The following is a 16,854-nucleotide window of genomic DNA, read 5'->3' as shown; positions in this document are numbered from 1 at the left end:
AGCGGCTGCGGCACACACGCCACTCACGCTTCCTGGAGGACCAGGCGGTGCAGCCCCTTGCGGTCGTAGTAGCGGGTCATGGCGAAGCCGAAGAGCAGAGCGACGGCGAGGCCGATGGCGATCATGGTCCAGCCTCGGGTCAGGCCGGCGTCGGCGCGGGCGTCGAAGTAGAGGATGGCGCGCACGCCGTCGGTCACCTGGCGGAACGGCTCGAACAGGGCGAGGAAGCGGTAGAAGTCGGGGACCGCCTGGAGGGGTACCGTCGCTCCCGAGGACGGGAGGGCCAGGGCGATGAACACGAACATGGACACCACCTGGCCGATTCCGCCGAAGGCCGCGTTGATGGCCTGCACGCCCAGGCCCACGGCCAGGCTGGCGCAGTACGAGAAGATCCACAGCAACGGCAGATGCGACGCGTCCATGCCCAGGATCGCGACCGTGGCGACCATGGTCAGGCTGGTGGTGAGCACGGCAATGCCGGCAGACATGATCATTTTCAGCAACAGGGTCTGCGTGCGGCTGATCGGGACCGTCGGGCGTCGCGAGTGCCAGGGTCCGATCTCGTTGTCGGTGTAGCCCAGGCCCGCATCGACGCCGTTGTTGATGATGTTGCCGCCCACGAACGCGGTGAGCACCAGGAGCAGCGTGTAGTAGAAGGCGGACAGGCCCAGGCCGCTGTGGCGGCCGATCGGGTGGCCCACCCGGGTGGTGACGGTGACCGGGTCGGCCAGCAGAGCGCGGAGCGTCGCGTCGGAACCGCCGGCCTTTGCCTGGTCGGTCAGCTGACGGCCGATCTTCAGGGAGCTCTGGTGAGCGGCGCGCTGGGAGATCTGGTTGGCCAGGGACGAACCGAGGCTTCCCAGGCCGGGGTTGGTGAGGATGGTGAGGGCCGGCCGTGCCGTGGCACGGGAGGTCGTCAGAGCCGCCACCGACTTGGTGAAGTCGGCCGGGACGACGAGGGCGCCGTAGATCTTGCCCGCGGCCAACTGCTCCTGCATCTGGGCCTGGTTCAGCCTGCGCCACTGCACCGCCTTCGACGGAGTCGCCGCGATGACCTCCCGGCTCAACTGGGCCCCCACGGGCTGCCGCTGTCCCGGCAGCGGCGGGCCCTCGTCCGCGTCGACCAGGGCGATCGGCAGATCACGCAGGCTGTCGTTCGGATTGACGATGCCGCCCATGTAGAGCAGCGACAGGAACAGTGCCACCAGCGCCGACAGGACGGTCGGCACAAGCCAGAGCTTTCCGTGCCGCGCGACGACGACCGCGCGTGCGTGCGGCTGCTGCTGACCGGACCCCGCTGATGTCATGGCACTCCGTCCGGCTCCGATCCGACGTCGCGCCGGCCTCGCCGTGATGTCGACGGTCGGACCGCGACGATAGCTCCGCCGCTGCCGGCCTCCCGCCCCGACACGCTGCGCCGAGCGGGGGAGGAATCCGCTGGCTTTTGTCGCTTTTGTTCGCATCTTCCGTGACGCAGCGCACTTTCGACCGCCGATCGCGCATGCATTCGGGGGTCGGGGGCAGGCGCACTCGGTCCCGTGAGTGACACGTGTGTGACACAGGGGCTCTGAACAGGAACGGAAGGCAACACCGATCATGGCGGACAGTACGGAACTCCAGGCGCGCGGCACCCTCCACATCGGAGGAGAGTGGCGGGCGGCCGTCTCCGGCGCGACGCGCGAGATCCTCGACCCCGCGGACGCCACGCCGTTCGCCGTGGTCGCCGAGGGCGACGAGAAGGACACCGATCTGGCGGTGGCGGCAGCCCACCGTGCCTTCGACGGCGGTCAGGGCGAGTGGCCGCGCACGCCCGTCGCCGAGCGCGCCGCCCTGCTGCGCCGCGTCGCCGACCTGCTGACGCGTGACCGCGAGCAACTCGGCCTGCTGGAGAGCCGCGACGCCGGTAAGACCGTCGAAGAGGGCCGGGTCGACATCGACTGCGTCGCCGACGCCTTCCGCTACTTCGCCGACCTCGTCGCCGCCGAGGCCCCGGGCCGGGTCGTCGACGCGGGCTCGCCCGACCTCCACAGCGTCGTCGTCCATGAGCCGGTCGGTGTCTGTGCGCTGATCACCCCCTGGAACTACCCCCTCCTCCAGGCGAGTTGGAAGATCGCTCCGGCCCTCGCCGCCGGGAACACCTTCGTCGTCAAGCCCAGCGAGATCACCCCGCTGACGACCATCGCCCTGATCGAGCTGCTCGTCGAGGCGGGGCTGCCGGCCGGGGTCGCCAACATCGTGACCGGGCCCGGCCACACCGTCGGCGCGCGGCTCGCCGAGCACCCCGACGTCGACCTCGTCTCCTTCACCGGCGGCCTGGTCAGCGGCACGAAGGTGGCCCAGGCCGCCGCGCCCTCCGTCAAGAAGGTCGCCCTCGAACTCGGCGGCAAGAACCCCAACGTCGTCTTCGCCGACGCCTGCGCCACCGACGAGGCCTTCGACACCGCCGTCGACCAGGCCCTCAACGCCGCCTTCATCCACAGCGGCCAGGTCTGCTCGGCCGGCGGCCGTCTCATCATCGAGGAGTCCGTCAGGGAACGCTTCGTCGCCGAACTCTCCCGCAGGGCAGGCCGGATCCGGCTCGGTCGCGGCACCGCCGACGGCGTCGAGTGCGGACCGCTCGTCTCCGAGCAGCAGCGCGCCAAGGTCGAGGCGTACGTCGACTCGGCGCTCAAGGAGGGCGCGGTGCTGCGCTCCGGCGGCAGGCGGCCCGAGCCGTCGTCGGAGCGCCCGGTGAACGGCTACTTCTACGAGCCGACCGTCCTCGACCACTGTCACCGCGAGATGCGCGTCGTGCGCGAGGAGGTCTTCGGCCCGGTCCTCACCGTCGAGACCTTCCGCACGGAGGACGAGGCGATCGCCCTCGCCAACGACACCGAGTACGGCCTCGCAGGCGCCGTCTGGACCGCCGACGCGGGCCGCGCCCGCCGGGTCGCCGGCCGGCTGCGGCACGGCACCGTCTGGATCAACGACTTCCACCCCTACCTCCCGCAGGCGGAGTGGGGCGGCTTCGGCAAGAGCGGGGTCGGCCGCGAACTCGGCCCCGCCGGACTCGCCGAGTACCGCGAGAGCAAGCACGTCTACCAGAACCTCGCGCCGAAGCCGGTCCGCTGGTTCGCCGGCTGACCGGTCCGGTCCCGCCCCTCTCAACCCCGTAAGACCTCGCACGCCCCTGGAGCCACCCCCACCATGTCCCAGAGCACCCATGTCTACGACTACGTCGTGATCGGCGGCGGCACGGCCGGCTCGGTCATCGCCTCCCGCCTCACCGAGAACCCCGACGTCACGGTCGCCGTGATCGAGGGCGGACCCAGCGACGTCGGCCGCGACGACGTCCTCACGCTGCGCCGCTGGATGGGCCTGCTCGGCGGCGAGCTGGACTACGACTACCCGACCACCGAGCAGCCACGCGGCAACTCGCACATCCGGCACAGCCGGGCCCGCGTCCTCGGCGGGTGTTCCAGCCACAACACCCTCATAGCCTTCAAGCCGCTGCCGTCCGACTGGGACGAGTGGGAGGAGGCCGGCGCCACGGGCTGGGGCGCGGTGCCGATGGAGGCGTACTACGCCCGGCTGAAGAACAACGTCGTTCCGGTCGACGAGAAGGACCGCAACGCCATCGCCCGCGACTTCGTCGACGCCGCCCAGGGCGCGCTCGGCGTCCCGCGCGTCGAGGGCTTCAACAAGCAGCCCTTCACCGAGGGCGTCGGCTTCTTCGACCTCGCCTACCACCCCGAGAACAACAAGCGCTCGTCCGCGTCGGTGGCGTATCTGCACCCGGTGATGGACGAGCGCGAGAACCTGACGATCCTGCTGGAGACCTGGGCGTTCAAGCTGGAGCTCGACGGCACCCGCGCCGAGGGCGTCCACGTGCGCACCAAGGACGGCGAGGAACTCCTCGTCCGCGCCCGGCGCGAGGTCGTCCTGTGCGCCGGCGCCGTCGACTCGCCGCGGCTGCTGATGCACTCCGGCATCGGGCCCAAGGAAGACCTTGCCGAGCTGGGCATCCCGGTGGTCCACGACCTGCCGGGCGTCGGCGAGAACCTGCTCGACCACCCCGAGTCGGTGATCGTCTGGGAGACCGACGGCCCGATCCCGGACAACTCCGCGATGGACTCCGACGCGGGCCTGTTCGTCCGCCGCGACCCCGAACACCAGGGCCCGGACCTGATGTTCCACTTCTACCAGATCCCGTTCACGGACAACCCGGAACGACTGGGCTACGAGCGGCCGGAGTTCGGGGTGTCCATGACCCCGAACATCCCCAAGCCCAGGAGCCGCGGCCGGCTCTACCTCACCAGCGCCGACCCGTCCGTGAAGCCGGCGCTCGACTTCCGTTACTTCACCGACGAGGACGACTACGACGGCCGCACCCTCGTGGACGGCATCCGCATCGCCCGCGAGATCGCGAAGACCGAACCGCTCGCCAACTGGCTCAAGCGCGAGGTGTGCCCCGGCCCGGACGTCACCGGCGACGAGGAGCTGAGCGAGTACGCCCGCAAGGTCGCGCACACCGTGTACCACCCGGCCGGTACCTGCCGTATGGGCGCCGCCGACGACGAACTGGCCGTGGTGGACCCGCAGTTGCGGATCCGCGGCCTGGACGGAATTCGTATCGCCGACGCCTCCGTCTTCCCGACGATGACCGCCGTGAACCCGATGATCGGGGTGCTCATGGTCGGGGAGAAGGCCGTCGACCTGATGGGAAGTGAGGCGTGATGAGTACCCCTGTTTTCTCTGTCGAAGGTCTGTGGAAGGTCTTCGGTCCGAAGGCGCACCGTGTCCCCGCCGACCCCGAGCTGGCCTCGCTCGCGCCCGCCGAGCTGCGTGCGCGCACCGGCTGCACGGCGGCGGTGCGGGACGTGTCCTTCGACGTGCGCAAGGGCGAGGTCTTCGTCGTCATGGGCCTGTCCGGCTCCGGCAAGTCCACGCTGGTGCGCTGTCTGACCCGGCTCATCGAGCCGACGGCGGGCTCCATAGCCATCGACGGCGAGGACGTCCGCGCCATGGACAAGACCCGGCTGCGCGAACTGCGCCGCCACCGCGCCGCGATGGTCTTCCAGCACTTCGGACTGCTCCCGCACCGCACGGTCCTGGACAACGTGGCGTACGGCCTGGAGATCCAGGGCGTCGGCAAGGCGGAGCGCCGGGAGCGGGCCGCCGAGGTGGTCGCCAAGGTCGGCCTGGAGGGCATGGAGCACCGCAGGCCGGGCCAGCTGTCCGGCGGCCAGCGCCAGCGCGTCGGTCTCGCGCGGGCGTTGGCGGTGGACCCGGAGGTGCTGCTCTTCGACGAGCCGTTCAGCGCGCTCGACCCGCTGATCCGGCGGGACATGCAGGAGGAGGTCGTGCGCCTGCACCGCGAGGAGGGCCGCACGATGGTCTTCATCACGCATGACCTCAGCGAGGCCCTGAAGCTCGGCGACCGTATCGCCCTGATGCGCGACGGCGCCGTCGTCCAGCTGGGCACGCCGGAGGAGATCGTGGGCTCCCCGGCCGACGACTACGTCCGCGAGTTCGTCCGGGACGTCCCGCGCGAGCAGGTCATGACCGTGCGGTCGGCCATGCGGGCCGCGTCGGCGGACGAGACCGGCAACGGTCCGGCGGTCGCGCCGGACGCGACGGTGTCCGAGGCGATCGAGGCCGTGGCGCGCACCGGTGCCCCGGCCCGGGTCATGGAAGGCGGACGGTGCCTGGGAGTCGTCGACCACGAGCGGCTCCTCGGCGTCGTGGCGGGGACGCAGCAGGGTGCCTCGGCGGGTGCGGCGCACAGTGCCGCCGCAGCGGGTGCGGAGAACAGGTCCGCAGCGGGCGCGGAGAAGAGTAAGGAGGTGGCGTGATGGCCACCGTCACTGCCGCCGCCCCTCGGGCCACCGCGCCCGGCGTCCTCAAGCACCCGGTCGTCCGCAAGCTCCTGCTGCTGGTCCTCGCCGCCGCGATCCTCGTGCCGCTGGCGAACGCCCGCTGGGCGAGCGGCACCTGGCCCTCCGCGCTGACCGTCGACTTCTCCGACCAGCTCACCAAGGCCAGCGTCTGGATCATCGACAACCGGGACAGCCACCCGCTGTTCGTCTACTTCTTCGGGCACCTCAGCAACGCGGTCGTGATCTGCGTACGCGCCGTGTACCTGGTGCTGCTCGCCGCCGGCTGGGCCGGTGTCACGGCCGCCGCGTCCCTGATCGCCTGGCGCGTCGCGGGCTGGAGGCTCGCCGCCGGTACCGGTGCCGCGATCCTGGCCTGCGGGTTCCTCGGCATGTGGATCCCGACCATGCAGACCCTCGCGCTGATGGTCGTGGCGGTCCTCGCCTCGGTCGTCGTGGGCATGCTGCTGGGCCTCGCCGCCGGACTGTCCGACCGTATGGACCGGGTCCTGCGTCCCGTCCTGGACACCATGCAGGTGCTCCCGGCGTACGCCTACCTGCTCCCCGTCGTCCTGGTCTTCGGCATGGGCGTCCCCGCGGCCGTCCTGGCCACCGTCGTCTACGCCGCCCCGCCGATGGCCCGCCTCACCGCCCTCGGCCTGCGCGGCGCCGACAAGGAGGTGCTGGAGGCGGTCGCGTCGCTCGGCGCCACCGCACGGCAGCGCCTGCTGACCGCCCGCATCCCGCTGGCCCGCAAGGAGCTCCTGCTCGGCCTCAACCAGACGATCATGATGGCGCTGTCGATGGCGGTCATCGCCTCCGTCATCGGCGCCGGCGGCCTCGGTGACCGTGTCTACCAGGCGCTGGCCTCGGTCGACGTCGGCGCGGCGCTCGCGGCCGGCATCCCGATCGTGCTCCTCGCCGTCGTACTGGACCGGGTGACCTGCGCGGCCGGGGAGAGCCTCGGAGACGAGCCTCAGCCGAACGGCCGGGCGCGCTGGCTGTACGCCCTGGGCGCCGCCGTAGCCGTAGCCGTCGCCGGACGTCTCCTGGGCCGCCTCGACTGGCCCGACGCCTGGGCGCTGAACATCGCCGAGCCGGTCAACCGCGCCGTCGACTGGATGACCGCGCACCTCTACTCCGGCGTCCCCGTCATCGGCGGCACCGCCGACTGGGCAGCCCACTTCACCACCTGGGTCCTCGACCCCGTGCGCGACGGCCTGCAGTGGCTGCCCTGGTGGTCGGTTCTGCTCATCGTCGCCACCCTCGCCTGGCTGATCGGCACCTGGCGCACCGCGCTGACCGCCGTGCTCGCCATGGCCGCGATCGGCGTACTGGGCGTGTGGGGCCCGTCGCTGGACACCCTCTCCCAGGTCCTCGCGGCCGTCGCCGTCACGCTGGTCCTGGGCTTCGCGACCGGCATCGCGGCGGCCCGCAGCGACCGCGTCGAACGTCTGCTGCGGCCCGTCCTGGACGTCTTCCAGACGATGCCGCAGTTCGTGTACCTGATCCCGGTGGTGGCGCTGTTCGGCGTCGGCCGCGCACCCGCGGTCGCCGCAGCCGTCGTCTACGCCCTGCCCGCCGTGGTCCGCATCACCACCCAGGGCCTGCGCCAGGTCGACCCGGCCGCCCTGGAGTCCGCCCGCTCACTCGGCGCGACCCCCGCCCAGCAGCTGCGGCAGGTCCAGATCCCGCTCGCCCGGCCGGCGTTGCTGCTCGCGGTCAACCAGGGCGTGGTCCTGGTCCTCGCCGTCGTCATCATCGGCGGCCTGGTCGGCGGTGGCGCGCTCGGCTACGAGGTCGTCGCCGGACTCGCGCAGGGCGACCTCGCGACCGGTCTGGTGGCCGGCGCCGCGATCGTCTGCCTGGGCCTGATGCTGGACCGCGTGACACAGCCGACGGAACGCCGCGCGAAGAAGGGAGCGTGACATGCGACTTCGTATGCGTAGTACTCGTACGTTTCGTACGACTGCCGTAGTGGCCGGCGTGTCCTCGCTGGCGCTGCTGACCGGCTGCGGCGCGGCCGACATGACCAAGCAGGCCTCGCCGTTCGCCAACGCGCAGGGCGCCAAGTCCGTGACGCTGTCCGTCCAGTCCTGGGTCGGCGCGCAGGCCAACGTGGCCGTCGTGCAGTACCTGCTGGAGCACGAGCTCGACTACCGCGTCGACACCGTGCAGATCGACGAGGTGCCCGCCTGGGACGCCCTCAGTCAGGGCCGCGTCGACGCGCTCCTGGAGGACTGGGGCCACCCGGAGGAGGAGCAGCGGTACGTCAAGGACAAGAAGACGATCGTGCCCGGCGGCGACCTCGGGGTCACCGGGCACATCGGCTGGTACGTCCCGACGTACTTCGCCAAGCAGCACCCGGACGTCACCGACTGGAAGAACCTCAACAAGTACGCCGAGCAGATGCGCACCGCCGAGAGCGGCGGCAAGGGCCAGCTGATGGACGGCTCGCCCTCCTACGTCACCAACGACAAGGCGCTGGTGAAGAACCTCGACCTGGACTACCAGGTCGTGTTCGCCGGCTCGGAGGCCGCGCAGATCACACAGATCAAGCAGTTCGCCAAGGAGAAGAAGCCCTTCCTGACGTACTGGTACTCACCGCAGTGGCTGTTCAAGAAGGTCCCGATGACCGAAGTGAAGCTACCCGCGTACAAGGAGGGCTGCGACGCGGACCCGGACAAGGTCGCCTGCGCCTATCCGCACACCCCGCTGCAGAAGTACCTCAACGCCGACTTCTCGAAGGAGGGCGGCAAGGCGGCGGCCCTGCTGAAGAAGTTCAAGTGGACGACCGAGGACCAGAACGAGGTCTCCCTGATGATCGCCGACCAGAAGATGTCGCCCGAGGAGGCGGCGAAGAAGTGGGTGGACAGCCACGAGTCCACATGGAAGGCGTGGCTGTCCTGACCTTCACGTCGTGAGGTCGGCCGCGATGCGGCGCAGCGCCTGGGTGGCGGTGCGGTGGAGTCCCGGCCCGAACGTGATGCGGGTGGCCCCGAGTTCGCCGAGTTCGGCGGGCGAGGGGCCGCCGGTCACCGTGCCGTGCACATTGATCGGCCCCTGGATGCCGGACCGCAGCAGTGGCAGTACGTCCACGGGGGCGCCGATCGGATAGACGCAGTCGGCGCCGGCCACGACATACAGGGCGGCGCGCTCGATGGTCTGTTCGGCGGCCTTCTTGGGGTCGGCGTCCTGACGTGCCCGGATGAAGGTGTCGATCCGGGCGTTGACGAAGAGCCGGTCGGCGGCGGCGTGCCGCACCTCGGCGAGCCACTCGGCGTGCCGGCGCGGATCCTTCAGGACCCCGCCCTCGGAGTCCTCCAGGTTGCACCCCACGGCCCCGGTCTCCAGCAGCCGTTCCACCAGCTCCTTCGGCGCGATCCCGTATCCGCCCTCGATGTCCGCCGACACCGGCACGTCGACCGCCCGTACGATCCGCGCGACCGCCGCGAACATCTCGTCGGCCGGGGTCTGCCCGTCCTCGTGGCCCAGGGAGGCGGCGACACCCGCACTCGGCGTGGTGAGCGCAGGGAACCCCGCCTCGACGAAGACACGGGCGCTGGCGGCGTCCCAGGGGCCGGGCAGGACCAGCGGGTCGCCTTGGGAGCGGCGCCGGTGCAGTGCTCGTAAGGCATCGACCTTGCTCACGGTTTCCGTCCGTCGTTCGGTCACGTCGGGTATCCCCCTGGTGGAATGCGGCGGGCGACCATCACCCGGTTCCAGTTGTTGATGGCGGCGATCAGCGCGATGAGATGGGCGAGTTCGGAGTCGTCGAAGTGCGCGGCGGCCCGCTCGTACACATCGTCCGGCACGAAGCCGTCCGTGAGGACCGTGACGGCCTCGGTCAGCGCGAGCGCGGCTCGTTCCCGCTCGTCGTAGACGTCCTCGGCCTCCTCCCAGGCGGCCAGCAGATCGAGCTGCCGCTCACTCACGCCGTACTTGCGGGCGATGGTGAGATGCATGTCCAGACAGAAGGCGCAGTGGTTGAGCTGCGAGGCCCGGATCACGACGAGCTCGGCGAGAGCGGGGTCGCCGAGCCCCTTCTTCGCGGTGGCGCTGAGGGCGGACATGGCCTGCCCGACGGCTTGGTCGAGATGCCGGGTCCGGAGCGTTTGGGCTGTCTGAGCTGTTTGGGCTGTTTGGGCTGCTTGGGCGGTCACTTGTGCCCGACCGAGCCCGCGGCTGCGTGCTGGGCGGGCTGGTGGTGCCCGGGGGCCATGCGGAAGGTCACGCCGAACCGGTTCCACGCATTGATTACCGCGATCGCCGAGATCAACTGAGCCAGCTCGGCCTCCTCGAAGTGCTTGGCGGCCCGCTCGTACACCTCGTCGGGCACGAAGCCGTCCGTCAGGACGGTCACCGCCTCGGTCAGCTCCAGGGCGGCGATCTCCTTCTCGGTGTAGAAGTGCCGCGACTCGTCCCAGGCGCTGAGCTGGATGACCCGCTCGACGCTCTCACCCGCCGCGATCGCGTCCTTGCTGTGCATGTCGACGCAGAACGCGCAGTGGTTGATCTGCGACGCGCGGATCTTCACCAGCTCGTACAGCCTGTGGTCCAGGCCCTGCTTGGCGGCGGTGTCGAGCCGGATCATCGCCTTGTAGACGTCGGGGGCGAGCTGGGCCCACTGCAGGCGGGCGGGGCGTTCGGGGGCGTACTCGATCGTCGAGGCCGGGGTCGAGGCCGAGGCCGGGGTACTGGTCGAGGTCGAGGTCAAGGTCGTGTCCGTCGTCGTCATGATCTCGACCCTAGGAGCGAAGCAGCCCAGGAGTATGGTCCACTTCCATGCCGAAACCTTGGGCCACTCTGGGCGTCGACCTCCACCTGGAACCCGCGGGAGGGGGCCTGCGCCGGGGCCTGACAGACGCCCTGCGCGAAGCCGTCCGCACCGGCCGCCTCGCCCCGGGCACCCGCCTGCCCTCCTCCCGCTCCCTCGCCGCCGACCTGGGCATCGCCCGCAACACGGTCGCCGAGGCCTACGCCGAACTGGTGGCCGAGGGCTGGCTCACCGCCCGCCAGGGATCGGGCACGAGGGTGGCCGACCGGGAGGTGATCCCGCCGACGGGAGGGGCGATGGGAGGGGTGACGGGAGGGGCGACGGGAGGGGCGACGGCATCGGGCGCAGGGCCCGCTTCCGGCGCAAGGCCCGCACGCGGCGCCGGATCAGCACCCGGCACCGGATCAGCACCCGGCACCGTGTCCGCCCCCGGTGCCGCGTCCGCCCCTGGCGGTGTCGGCACCGCCCCCCGCGCGATCGCCCCACCTCACGCCCCCGCCCGATCCTTCACGACTCCCCGTCCGGAGCGCCCCCGCCCCGCCTACGACCTCGTCCCCGGCACCCCCGACCTCTCCGCCTTCCCCCGCACGGAGTGGCTCAAGGCGGCCCGCCGTGCCCTCCTCGCCGCCCCGAACCACGCCCTCGGCTACGGCGACCCGCGCGGCCGCGGCGAGTTGCGCACCGCCCTCGCCGGCTACCTCTCCCGAGCCCGCGGAGTCCGCGCCGACCCCGACCACATCATCGTGTGTGCCGGTTTCGCTCACGGCCTGCATCTGCTCGCCACCGTGCTACGGGCGCGCGGCCTGAAGACGGTGGCGGTGGAGTCGTACGGCCTGCCACCCCACTGGAGGCAGCTGACGAGAGCGGGCCTGTCCACCACCCCGCTGCCCTTCGACGAACTGGGCACGAACCCGGGGCAGTTGAGCGATGAGGGGGCGGTCCTGCTCACCCCCGCCCACCAGTTCCCGATGGGAGTGCCCCTGCACCGCGACCGCCGGGCGGCGGTGGTCGACTGGGCGCGCCGCACCGGCGGAGTGGTCCTGGAGGACGACTACGACGGCGAGTTCCGCTACGACCGCCAGCCCGTCGGCGCACTCCAGGGCCTCGACCCCGACCGCGTCGTCTACCTCGGCACGGCCAGCAAGTCCCTCGCCCCTGGCCTGCGCCTGGGCTGGATGGTGGTGCCGCCGGCCCTGCTGGAGGAGGTGACGGAGGCGAAGGGCGGCGTGGACACGTGCGGCGCCCCGGACCAGCTGACCCTGGCTGAGTTCCTCACCTCCGGCGCCTACGACCGCCACGTCCGCGCCGCCCGCCTGCGCTACCGCCGCCGCAGAGACGCCCTGGTCCGCACCATCGCCACCCACGCCCCCCATCTCCAGGTCACCGGCATCGCCGCCGGCCTCCACGCCGTCCTCCGCCTCCCACCCGGCACGGAACAGTCCGTCACCCAGGCAGCAACCTGGCAGGGCCTGGCCCTGCACGGCCTGACCGCCTACCGCCACGAGTCGGCGACGGTGCCCCCGCTGGACGCCCTGGTCGTGGGGTACGGGACACCGCCGGATCATGCGTGGGCGGGGGCGTTGGAGGCCTTGGGGAGGGTGTTGCCGTGAGGGGGAGGGTTTGCTGGGGGCTGGGGGGCTGGGTGCTGGGTGCGGGGTGCGGGGTGCGGGGTGCGGAGCACGGGGCAAGGGGCAAGGGGCACGGGGGGTACGAGGTGCGGAGTGCGGGGCACGGGGCACGAGGTGTGGGGTGCCGGGCGTGAGCCGTGGTGTGCGGCGCCGGTCCAGGCATTTCGGCCCGTCCGGCGTTTGAGGACGAGGCTCGTTCAGGGCTGACAGCTCAGTCGGCCACCCGAGCCCGCCCCTCCCCGTCCCCGTACCCGTCTCCTTCCCCGCCGGAGGCAACCGGCGCCTCCCCGAACCGCGCCAACGCCAACGCCCCCACCACCGACACCACAAACCCCAGCACCGCCAGCCAGGCCAACCCCTCCCGCGTGCGATCCCCCAACCACACCACCCCCACCAGTGCCGGCCCCACCGTCTCCCCGATCACCATCGCCGCCGTCGCAGTCGTCACAGACCCCCGCTGCAATGCCGACGTCAAGGCCAGAAACGCAGCCCCACCCCCCAGCAACAGCGCATACGTCGCCGGATTGGCCAAAAGCTCCGGCACCGCCACCGAGTTGATCAACCGCACAGCCACCTCCACCACCCCGAACCCGAACCCCGCGGCCAACCCCAGCACCAACCCCCGCCCCCGCTCCGGCAACCGCCCACCCGCCAGCCCGACCCCCAGCACCGCCAAAGCCACCCCGAGCATCGCGAACCTGAGCGCGTCCGACCCCTCCCGATCCCCTTCCGCGCCCGAAGCGAGCCCCAGCATCGCGAGCCCGGCACACACCACCCCCACCGCGGCCCACTCGCTGCGCCGCAACCGCACCCGCAGCAACCGCGCCGCGACGACCGCCGTCACCGCGAGACTGGACGCCAACGCCGCCCCGACGGCGTAGATGGGAAGCGACCGCAGGGCGACGACCTGCAACACGAACCCCAGCCCGTCCAGGGCCAGCCCGGCCAGATACCGCCACTGCCGAAGCGCCCGCAGCAGCACCCCCGCCTCGCCGCCCCGGCCGCCCTGCGCACTCGCCGTCCGCGCGGCCATCGCCTGAAGGACGGTGGCCGTACCGAAACAGACCGCCGCACCCAGCGCACACAACATCCCAAACAGCACAAAGCGACTCTAGGTGAGCGGCCGAAGGGCAGCCCCCCGACAGCCCCACACGAAACGATCTCTAGGCTGTCCGCCGGACGAGCAACAACCGGATCATCGGATTCATCGGGTCCATCGGATCCGTCGGATTGACCGGGAACAACGGGAACAACGGGAACCTCGGGGGAGACCCACATGGCGGAAACACGACGCAGGCTGCGCTCCAGCACAGTCGTACTCGGCGGCATGGGAGTCATTGCCGCGGCCCTCACCTCATGCAGCTCGGACCCGGACCGCCGCTGCGTCGACCGCGACAGCTACACCTACGAGGGCTACAAGGTCGTCGCGGACAAGAACTGCAAGTCCGGCACGGGTTCGAGCACCGCGTACGGCAACAGCGGCAATAGCAACAAGGGCGGCAAGGGCGGCAAGAAGAAGACCGGCAGCGCGGACGCCGCCTGGTACTACGACGCCGACGTCTCCAGGGGCCGCGCCGACTACGGCACCTTCAGCCGCAGCGAGGCCGTCGACCGCGGCGGCTTCGGCTGCTCGGGCTCGGGCAGCAGCGGCGGCTGAGCCGGCCCCGTAGAACCGGACCCGTAGAAGATGGAGCGCCGCACGACGACCCCCCGCCCCGGCTGGCAGCAGACCGTCGAGGAGCAGGGGCTCATCTATCCCCTCACCCGCCACCCCGACAACTCCCTGCGCCCGTACTGGGACGAGAGCGCCTACTACGTCTTCTCCCTGGAGGAGGTCGAGGCGCTGGAGGAGATCGTCGAGGAACTCCACCGCATGTGCCTGACGGCGGCCGAGCACATCGTCGCCGAGAACCGCTTCGCCGACCTCGGCATCACCGATCCGCGCATCGTGCACGCGGTCACCGAAGCCTGGCACCGCCGCGCCGAACTGCCCTCCGTCTACGGCCGCTTCGACCTCCGCTACGACGGCACCGGCCCGGCGAAACTCCTGGAGTACAACGCCGACACCCCCACGTCCCTCGTCGAGGCCGCCTCGCCCCAGTGGTTCTGGATGGAGGAACGCTTCCCCGGCGCCGACCAGTGGAACTCCCTCCACGAACGCCTCATCGCCGCCTGGAAGAAGCAGTCCGCCCTGCTCCCGCCGGGCAGCCCCCTGTACTTCGCGTACTCCTCCGCCGACGAACTCGGCGAGGACATGATGACCGTCGCCTATCTGAAGGAGACCGCGGAGCAGGCGGGGCTGGACACCGGCTGGATCTCCATGGAGGAGATCGGCTGGGACCGCCTCTCCGGCCGCTTCGTCGACACCCGACTGCGCTTCATCCGCAGCTGCTTCAAGCTGTACCCCTGGGAGTGGCTCACCACCGACCGCTTCGCCGACCACGTCCTCGGCACCCTCGACAACGGCGGCGGCACCGGCTCGACGCTGTGGATCGAGCCCGCCTGGAAGATGCTCCTCAGCAACAAGGCCCTCCTCGCCATCCTCTGGGAGCTCTACCCGGACCACCCGAACCTGCTTGCCGCCCATCTCGACGGGCCACGGGAATTGGCGACGACGACGGGCTACGTCGCCAAGCCCCTGCTGGGCCGGGAGGGCGCCGGGGTGACCGTCCACGAGCCGATGCCCTCGAACACCACCGGCCCCGACGCCGCGGAACCCGCCGCCCCGGCCGCCCGTGAAGAGCCCTGCTGCTATCAGCAGTTGGCCCCGCTCCCCACCTTCGACGGCAACCACGTCGTCCTCGGCGCGTGGGTCGTCGAGGACGAGTCGGCGGGCCTGGGCATCCGCGAGTCGTCCGGCCTGATCACGGACGAGTACGCACGCTTCCTCCCACACGTGATCCTCTGACCGCACGTGGTCCTCTGACCGTGATTCTCTGACCGCACGGGAGCCTCTGAAGGCGTGGGCCGGCCGGGCCAGCCGTCGCTGCGGCATCGCCGCGGAGCCTCCCGAGCGGCTATCCGCTTCCGGCGGAAACCGGACGGCCGGCGGCGCCGGTTCACATCCCGAGCACACCCCGCAACTGGGCGAGCCCCCAGTCCAGATCCTCCTTCCCGATCACCAGCGGCGGCGAGATGCGGATCGTCGCCATGGGGGCACCGCCCACACCCTTGAGGCTGTGAGGGAGGGTGTCCTTCACCAGCACACCCCGCTCCATCAGCTGCTCCGACACCTCCCGCCCCGTGCCGTACATCCGGGCGATGTCGACCCCCGCCCACAGCCCGCGCCCCCGCACCGCGGTCACCCGCCCCGTCCCGGCCAACAGGCCCAGCTCCCGGTGCAGATGCGCGCCGAGCTGCGTCGCCCGCTCCTGGAACTCGCCCGTCCGCAGCATCGCGATCACCTCCAGCGCCACCGCACAGGCCAGCGGATTCCCGCCGAACGTCGACCCGTGCTCCCCGGGCCGGAACACCCCGAGCACAGCGGCCGACGACACCACCGCCGACACCGGCACGACCCCGCCCCCGAGCGCCTTCCCGAGCACATACACATCCGGCACCACCCCCTCGTGCTCGCACGCGAACGTCCGGCCCGTGCGCCCCAGCCCCGACTGGATCTCGTCCGCCATGAACAGCACGTTCCGCTCCCGCGTCAGCTCCCGCACCGCCGGCAGATAACCGGCCGGCGGAACGAGCACGCCCGCCTCGCCCTGGATCGGCTCCAGCAGCACCGCCACCGTGTTCTCCGTCAACGCCTCCCGCATCGCCGTCAGATCCCCGTACGGCACGATCTCGAAGCCCGGCGTGTACGGCCCGAAGTCGGCCCGCGCCTCCGGGTCGGTGGAGAAGCTGATGATCGTCGTCGTACGGCCGTGGAAGTTGTTGCCCGCGACGACGACCTTCGCCATCTCCGCCGGCACCCCCTTGACCCGGTAGCCCCACTTCCGGGCGGTCTTCACCGCCGTCTCCACCGCCTCCGCCCCGGTGTTCACCGGCAGCACCATCTCCATCCCGCACAGCTCGGCGAGCTGCTCGCAGAACGCCGCGAACCGGTCGTGATGAAACGCCCGCGACGTCAGCGTCACCCGCTCCAGCTGCGCCTTCGCCGCGTCCACGATCCGCCGGTTGCCGTGCCCGAAGTTGAGCGCCGAATACCCGGCCAGCAGATCCAGATACCGCCGCCCTTCCACATCCGTCATCCACGCCCCCTCCGCCGTCGCCACCACGACCGGCAGCGGGTGGTAGTTGTGGGCGCTGTGCGCGTCGACCGCGGCGATCAGGGATTCGGTGGTGCTCGACGTACTCACGGGGCTCTCCGTTTCCGCCACCACGAGGGCTCGCGCTGCGCCAGACACGAGGCTCGTGGCCACTGTCCATTTCTGGCCGTTCGAGTGCTTTGCGGCCCCTTCCTATCGTTGCTCGCATGGCGGACGCGGGACCATGCCGCGTCGGCGCGCCCGGTAGTCTGATCGACGGGCCGTGACTGGCGCGCTGGGATGGGACCGACCATCGGGGAGCGGCCCACTGGGCCTCGTCGTCCAGCACCGAGTGCCGTGCGCCTGGGCCGAACCGTGAACGCTGCACACGACGTCCG

The 16,854-nt window shown here is 71.2% G+C and carries 14 protein-coding genes and 1 riboswitch; of the genes, 8 read left to right on the top strand and 6 right to left on the bottom strand.

Annotated features, from left to right (window positions below):
- Positions 1–23: 23 nt before the first annotated feature.
- On the bottom strand, positions 24–1,307 hold the full coding sequence (locus tag OHT51_RS16980) for a YhgE/Pip domain-containing protein (protein ID WP_328879796.1): 1,284 nt from the start codon (positions 1,305–1,307) through the stop codon (positions 24–26).
- Between the two features lie 289 nt (positions 1,308–1,596).
- Here OHT51_RS16980 and OHT51_RS16975 point away from each other — a divergent pair, with 289 nt between their 5' ends.
- The 5 genes from OHT51_RS16975 (at position 1,597) to OHT51_RS16955 (ending at position 8,765) form a co-directional block, all read left to right on the top strand.
- Entirely contained in the window at positions 1,597–3,123 is a 1,527-nt protein-coding gene (locus tag OHT51_RS16975) for an aldehyde dehydrogenase family protein (RefSeq protein ID WP_328879795.1), read from the top strand.
- A 63-nt stretch (positions 3,124–3,186) separates the two neighbouring features.
- Positions 3,187–4,716, top strand: a complete 1,530-nt coding sequence (locus OHT51_RS16970) for a GMC family oxidoreductase (RefSeq protein ID WP_328879794.1) — start codon at positions 3,187–3,189, stop codon at positions 4,714–4,716.
- Positions 4,716–5,834, top strand: a complete 1,119-nt coding sequence (locus OHT51_RS16965) for a quaternary amine ABC transporter ATP-binding protein (protein ID WP_328879793.1) — start codon at positions 4,716–4,718, stop codon at positions 5,832–5,834. Before OHT51_RS16970 ends, OHT51_RS16965 begins: the two co-directional genes overlap by 1 nt.
- Positions 5,834–7,783: an ABC transporter permease gene (locus tag OHT51_RS16960; protein WP_328879792.1), complete on the top strand. Its 1,950-nt coding sequence runs from the start codon at positions 5,834–5,836 to the stop codon at positions 7,781–7,783. Before OHT51_RS16965 ends, OHT51_RS16960 begins: the two co-directional genes overlap by 1 nt.
- Position 7,784: 1 nt before the next feature.
- On the top strand, positions 7,785–8,765 hold the full coding sequence (locus OHT51_RS16955) for an ABC transporter substrate-binding protein (protein WP_328879791.1): 981 nt from the start codon (positions 7,785–7,787) through the stop codon (positions 8,763–8,765).
- A gap of 3 nt (positions 8,766–8,768) precedes the next feature.
- On the opposite strand, the gene OHT51_RS16950 is transcribed toward OHT51_RS16955, so the two are convergent.
- The 3 genes from OHT51_RS16950 to OHT51_RS16940 all read right to left on the bottom strand — a co-directional run bounded on the left by OHT51_RS16950 (position 8,769) and on the right by OHT51_RS16940 (position 10,593).
- The gene (locus OHT51_RS16950) at positions 8,769–9,506 is read right to left on the bottom strand and encodes an isocitrate lyase/PEP mutase family protein (RefSeq protein ID WP_328879790.1); all 738 of its coding nucleotides are present in this window, start codon (positions 9,504–9,506) and stop codon (positions 8,769–8,771) included.
- Positions 9,507–9,526: 20 nt separating this feature from the next.
- On the bottom strand, positions 9,527–9,928 hold the full coding sequence (locus OHT51_RS16945) for a carboxymuconolactone decarboxylase family protein (protein WP_328879789.1): 402 nt from the start codon (positions 9,926–9,928) through the stop codon (positions 9,527–9,529).
- Positions 9,929–10,014: 86 nt separating this feature from the next.
- On the bottom strand, positions 10,015–10,593 hold the full coding sequence (locus tag OHT51_RS16940; protein WP_328879788.1) for a carboxymuconolactone decarboxylase family protein: 579 nt from the start codon (positions 10,591–10,593) through the stop codon (positions 10,015–10,017).
- 47 nt (positions 10,594–10,640) lie between these two features.
- Between OHT51_RS16940 and OHT51_RS16935 the strand changes: the two genes are divergently transcribed.
- Complete coding sequence (locus OHT51_RS16935) at positions 10,641–12,242, top strand: aminotransferase-like domain-containing protein (protein ID WP_328879787.1); 1,602 nt, start codon at positions 10,641–10,643, stop codon at positions 12,240–12,242.
- A 229-nt stretch (positions 12,243–12,471) separates the two neighbouring features.
- Here the strand turns inward: OHT51_RS16935 and OHT51_RS16930 are convergent, their stop codons facing one another.
- Positions 12,472–13,350, bottom strand: coding sequence for a hypothetical protein (locus tag OHT51_RS16930; protein WP_328879786.1), 879 nt, complete (start codon positions 13,348–13,350; stop codon positions 12,472–12,474).
- A 186-nt stretch (positions 13,351–13,536) separates the two neighbouring features.
- On the opposite strand from OHT51_RS16930, the gene OHT51_RS16925 reads away from it, so the two are divergent.
- Together OHT51_RS16925 and OHT51_RS16920 are read left to right on the top strand one after the other, a co-directional pair.
- A complete protein-coding gene (locus OHT51_RS16925) occupies positions 13,537–13,917 on the top strand; it encodes a hypothetical protein (RefSeq protein ID WP_328879785.1) in 381 nt (126 codons plus the stop codon).
- Positions 13,918–13,947: 30 nt separating this feature from the next.
- A complete protein-coding gene (locus OHT51_RS16920; RefSeq protein WP_328879784.1) occupies positions 13,948–15,168 on the top strand; it encodes a glutathionylspermidine synthase family protein in 1,221 nt (406 codons plus the stop codon).
- A 151-nt stretch (positions 15,169–15,319) separates the two neighbouring features.
- Here the strand turns inward: OHT51_RS16920 and rocD are convergent, their stop codons facing one another.
- Entirely contained in the window at positions 15,320–16,567 is a 1,248-nt protein-coding gene (gene rocD / locus OHT51_RS16915) for an ornithine--oxo-acid transaminase (protein ID WP_328879783.1), read from the bottom strand.
- Between the two features lie 162 nt (positions 16,568–16,729).
- Positions 16,730–16,832: riboswitch (ZMP/ZTP riboswitch) on the top strand.
- Positions 16,833–16,854 lie beyond the last annotated feature (22 nt).

This window comes from Streptomyces sp. NBC_00299 (assembly GCF_036173045.1).
GTDB classification, from domain to species: Bacteria; Actinomycetota; Actinomycetes; order Streptomycetales; family Streptomycetaceae; genus Streptomyces; species Streptomyces machairae.
This window is presented reverse-complemented; position numbering and strand designations above follow the sequence as displayed.

Excerpts from the sequence above, each read along its gene's own strand:
- OHT51_RS16980 (WP_328879796.1), bottom strand. The coding sequence starts at position 1,307 with ATGACATCAGCGGGGTCCGGTCAGCAGCAGCCGCACGCACGCGCGGTC.
- OHT51_RS16975 (WP_328879795.1), top strand. The coding sequence starts at position 1,597 with ATGGCGGACAGTACGGAACTCCAGGCGCGCGGCACCCTCCACATCGGA.
- OHT51_RS16970 (WP_328879794.1), top strand. The coding sequence starts at position 3,187 with ATGTCCCAGAGCACCCATGTCTACGACTACGTCGTGATCGGCGGCGGC.
- OHT51_RS16965 (WP_328879793.1), top strand. The coding sequence starts at position 4,716 with ATGAGTACCCCTGTTTTCTCTGTCGAAGGTCTGTGGAAGGTCTTCGGT.
- OHT51_RS16960 (WP_328879792.1), top strand. The coding sequence starts at position 5,834 with ATGGCCACCGTCACTGCCGCCGCCCCTCGGGCCACCGCGCCCGGCGTC.
- OHT51_RS16955 (WP_328879791.1), top strand. The coding sequence starts at position 7,785 with ATGCGACTTCGTATGCGTAGTACTCGTACGTTTCGTACGACTGCCGTA.
- OHT51_RS16945 (WP_328879789.1), bottom strand. The coding sequence starts at position 9,928 with ATGTCCGCCCTCAGCGCCACCGCGAAGAAGGGGCTCGGCGACCCCGCT.
- OHT51_RS16940 (WP_328879788.1), bottom strand. The coding sequence starts at position 10,593 with ATGACGACGACGGACACGACCTTGACCTCGACCTCGACCAGTACCCCG.
- OHT51_RS16935 (WP_328879787.1), top strand. The coding sequence starts at position 10,641 with ATGCCGAAACCTTGGGCCACTCTGGGCGTCGACCTCCACCTGGAACCC.
- OHT51_RS16930 (WP_328879786.1), bottom strand. The coding sequence starts at position 13,350 with ATGTTGTGTGCGCTGGGTGCGGCGGTCTGTTTCGGTACGGCCACCGTC.
- OHT51_RS16925 (WP_328879785.1), top strand. The coding sequence starts at position 13,537 with ATGGCGGAAACACGACGCAGGCTGCGCTCCAGCACAGTCGTACTCGGC.
- OHT51_RS16920 (WP_328879784.1), top strand. The coding sequence starts at position 13,948 with ATGGAGCGCCGCACGACGACCCCCCGCCCCGGCTGGCAGCAGACCGTC.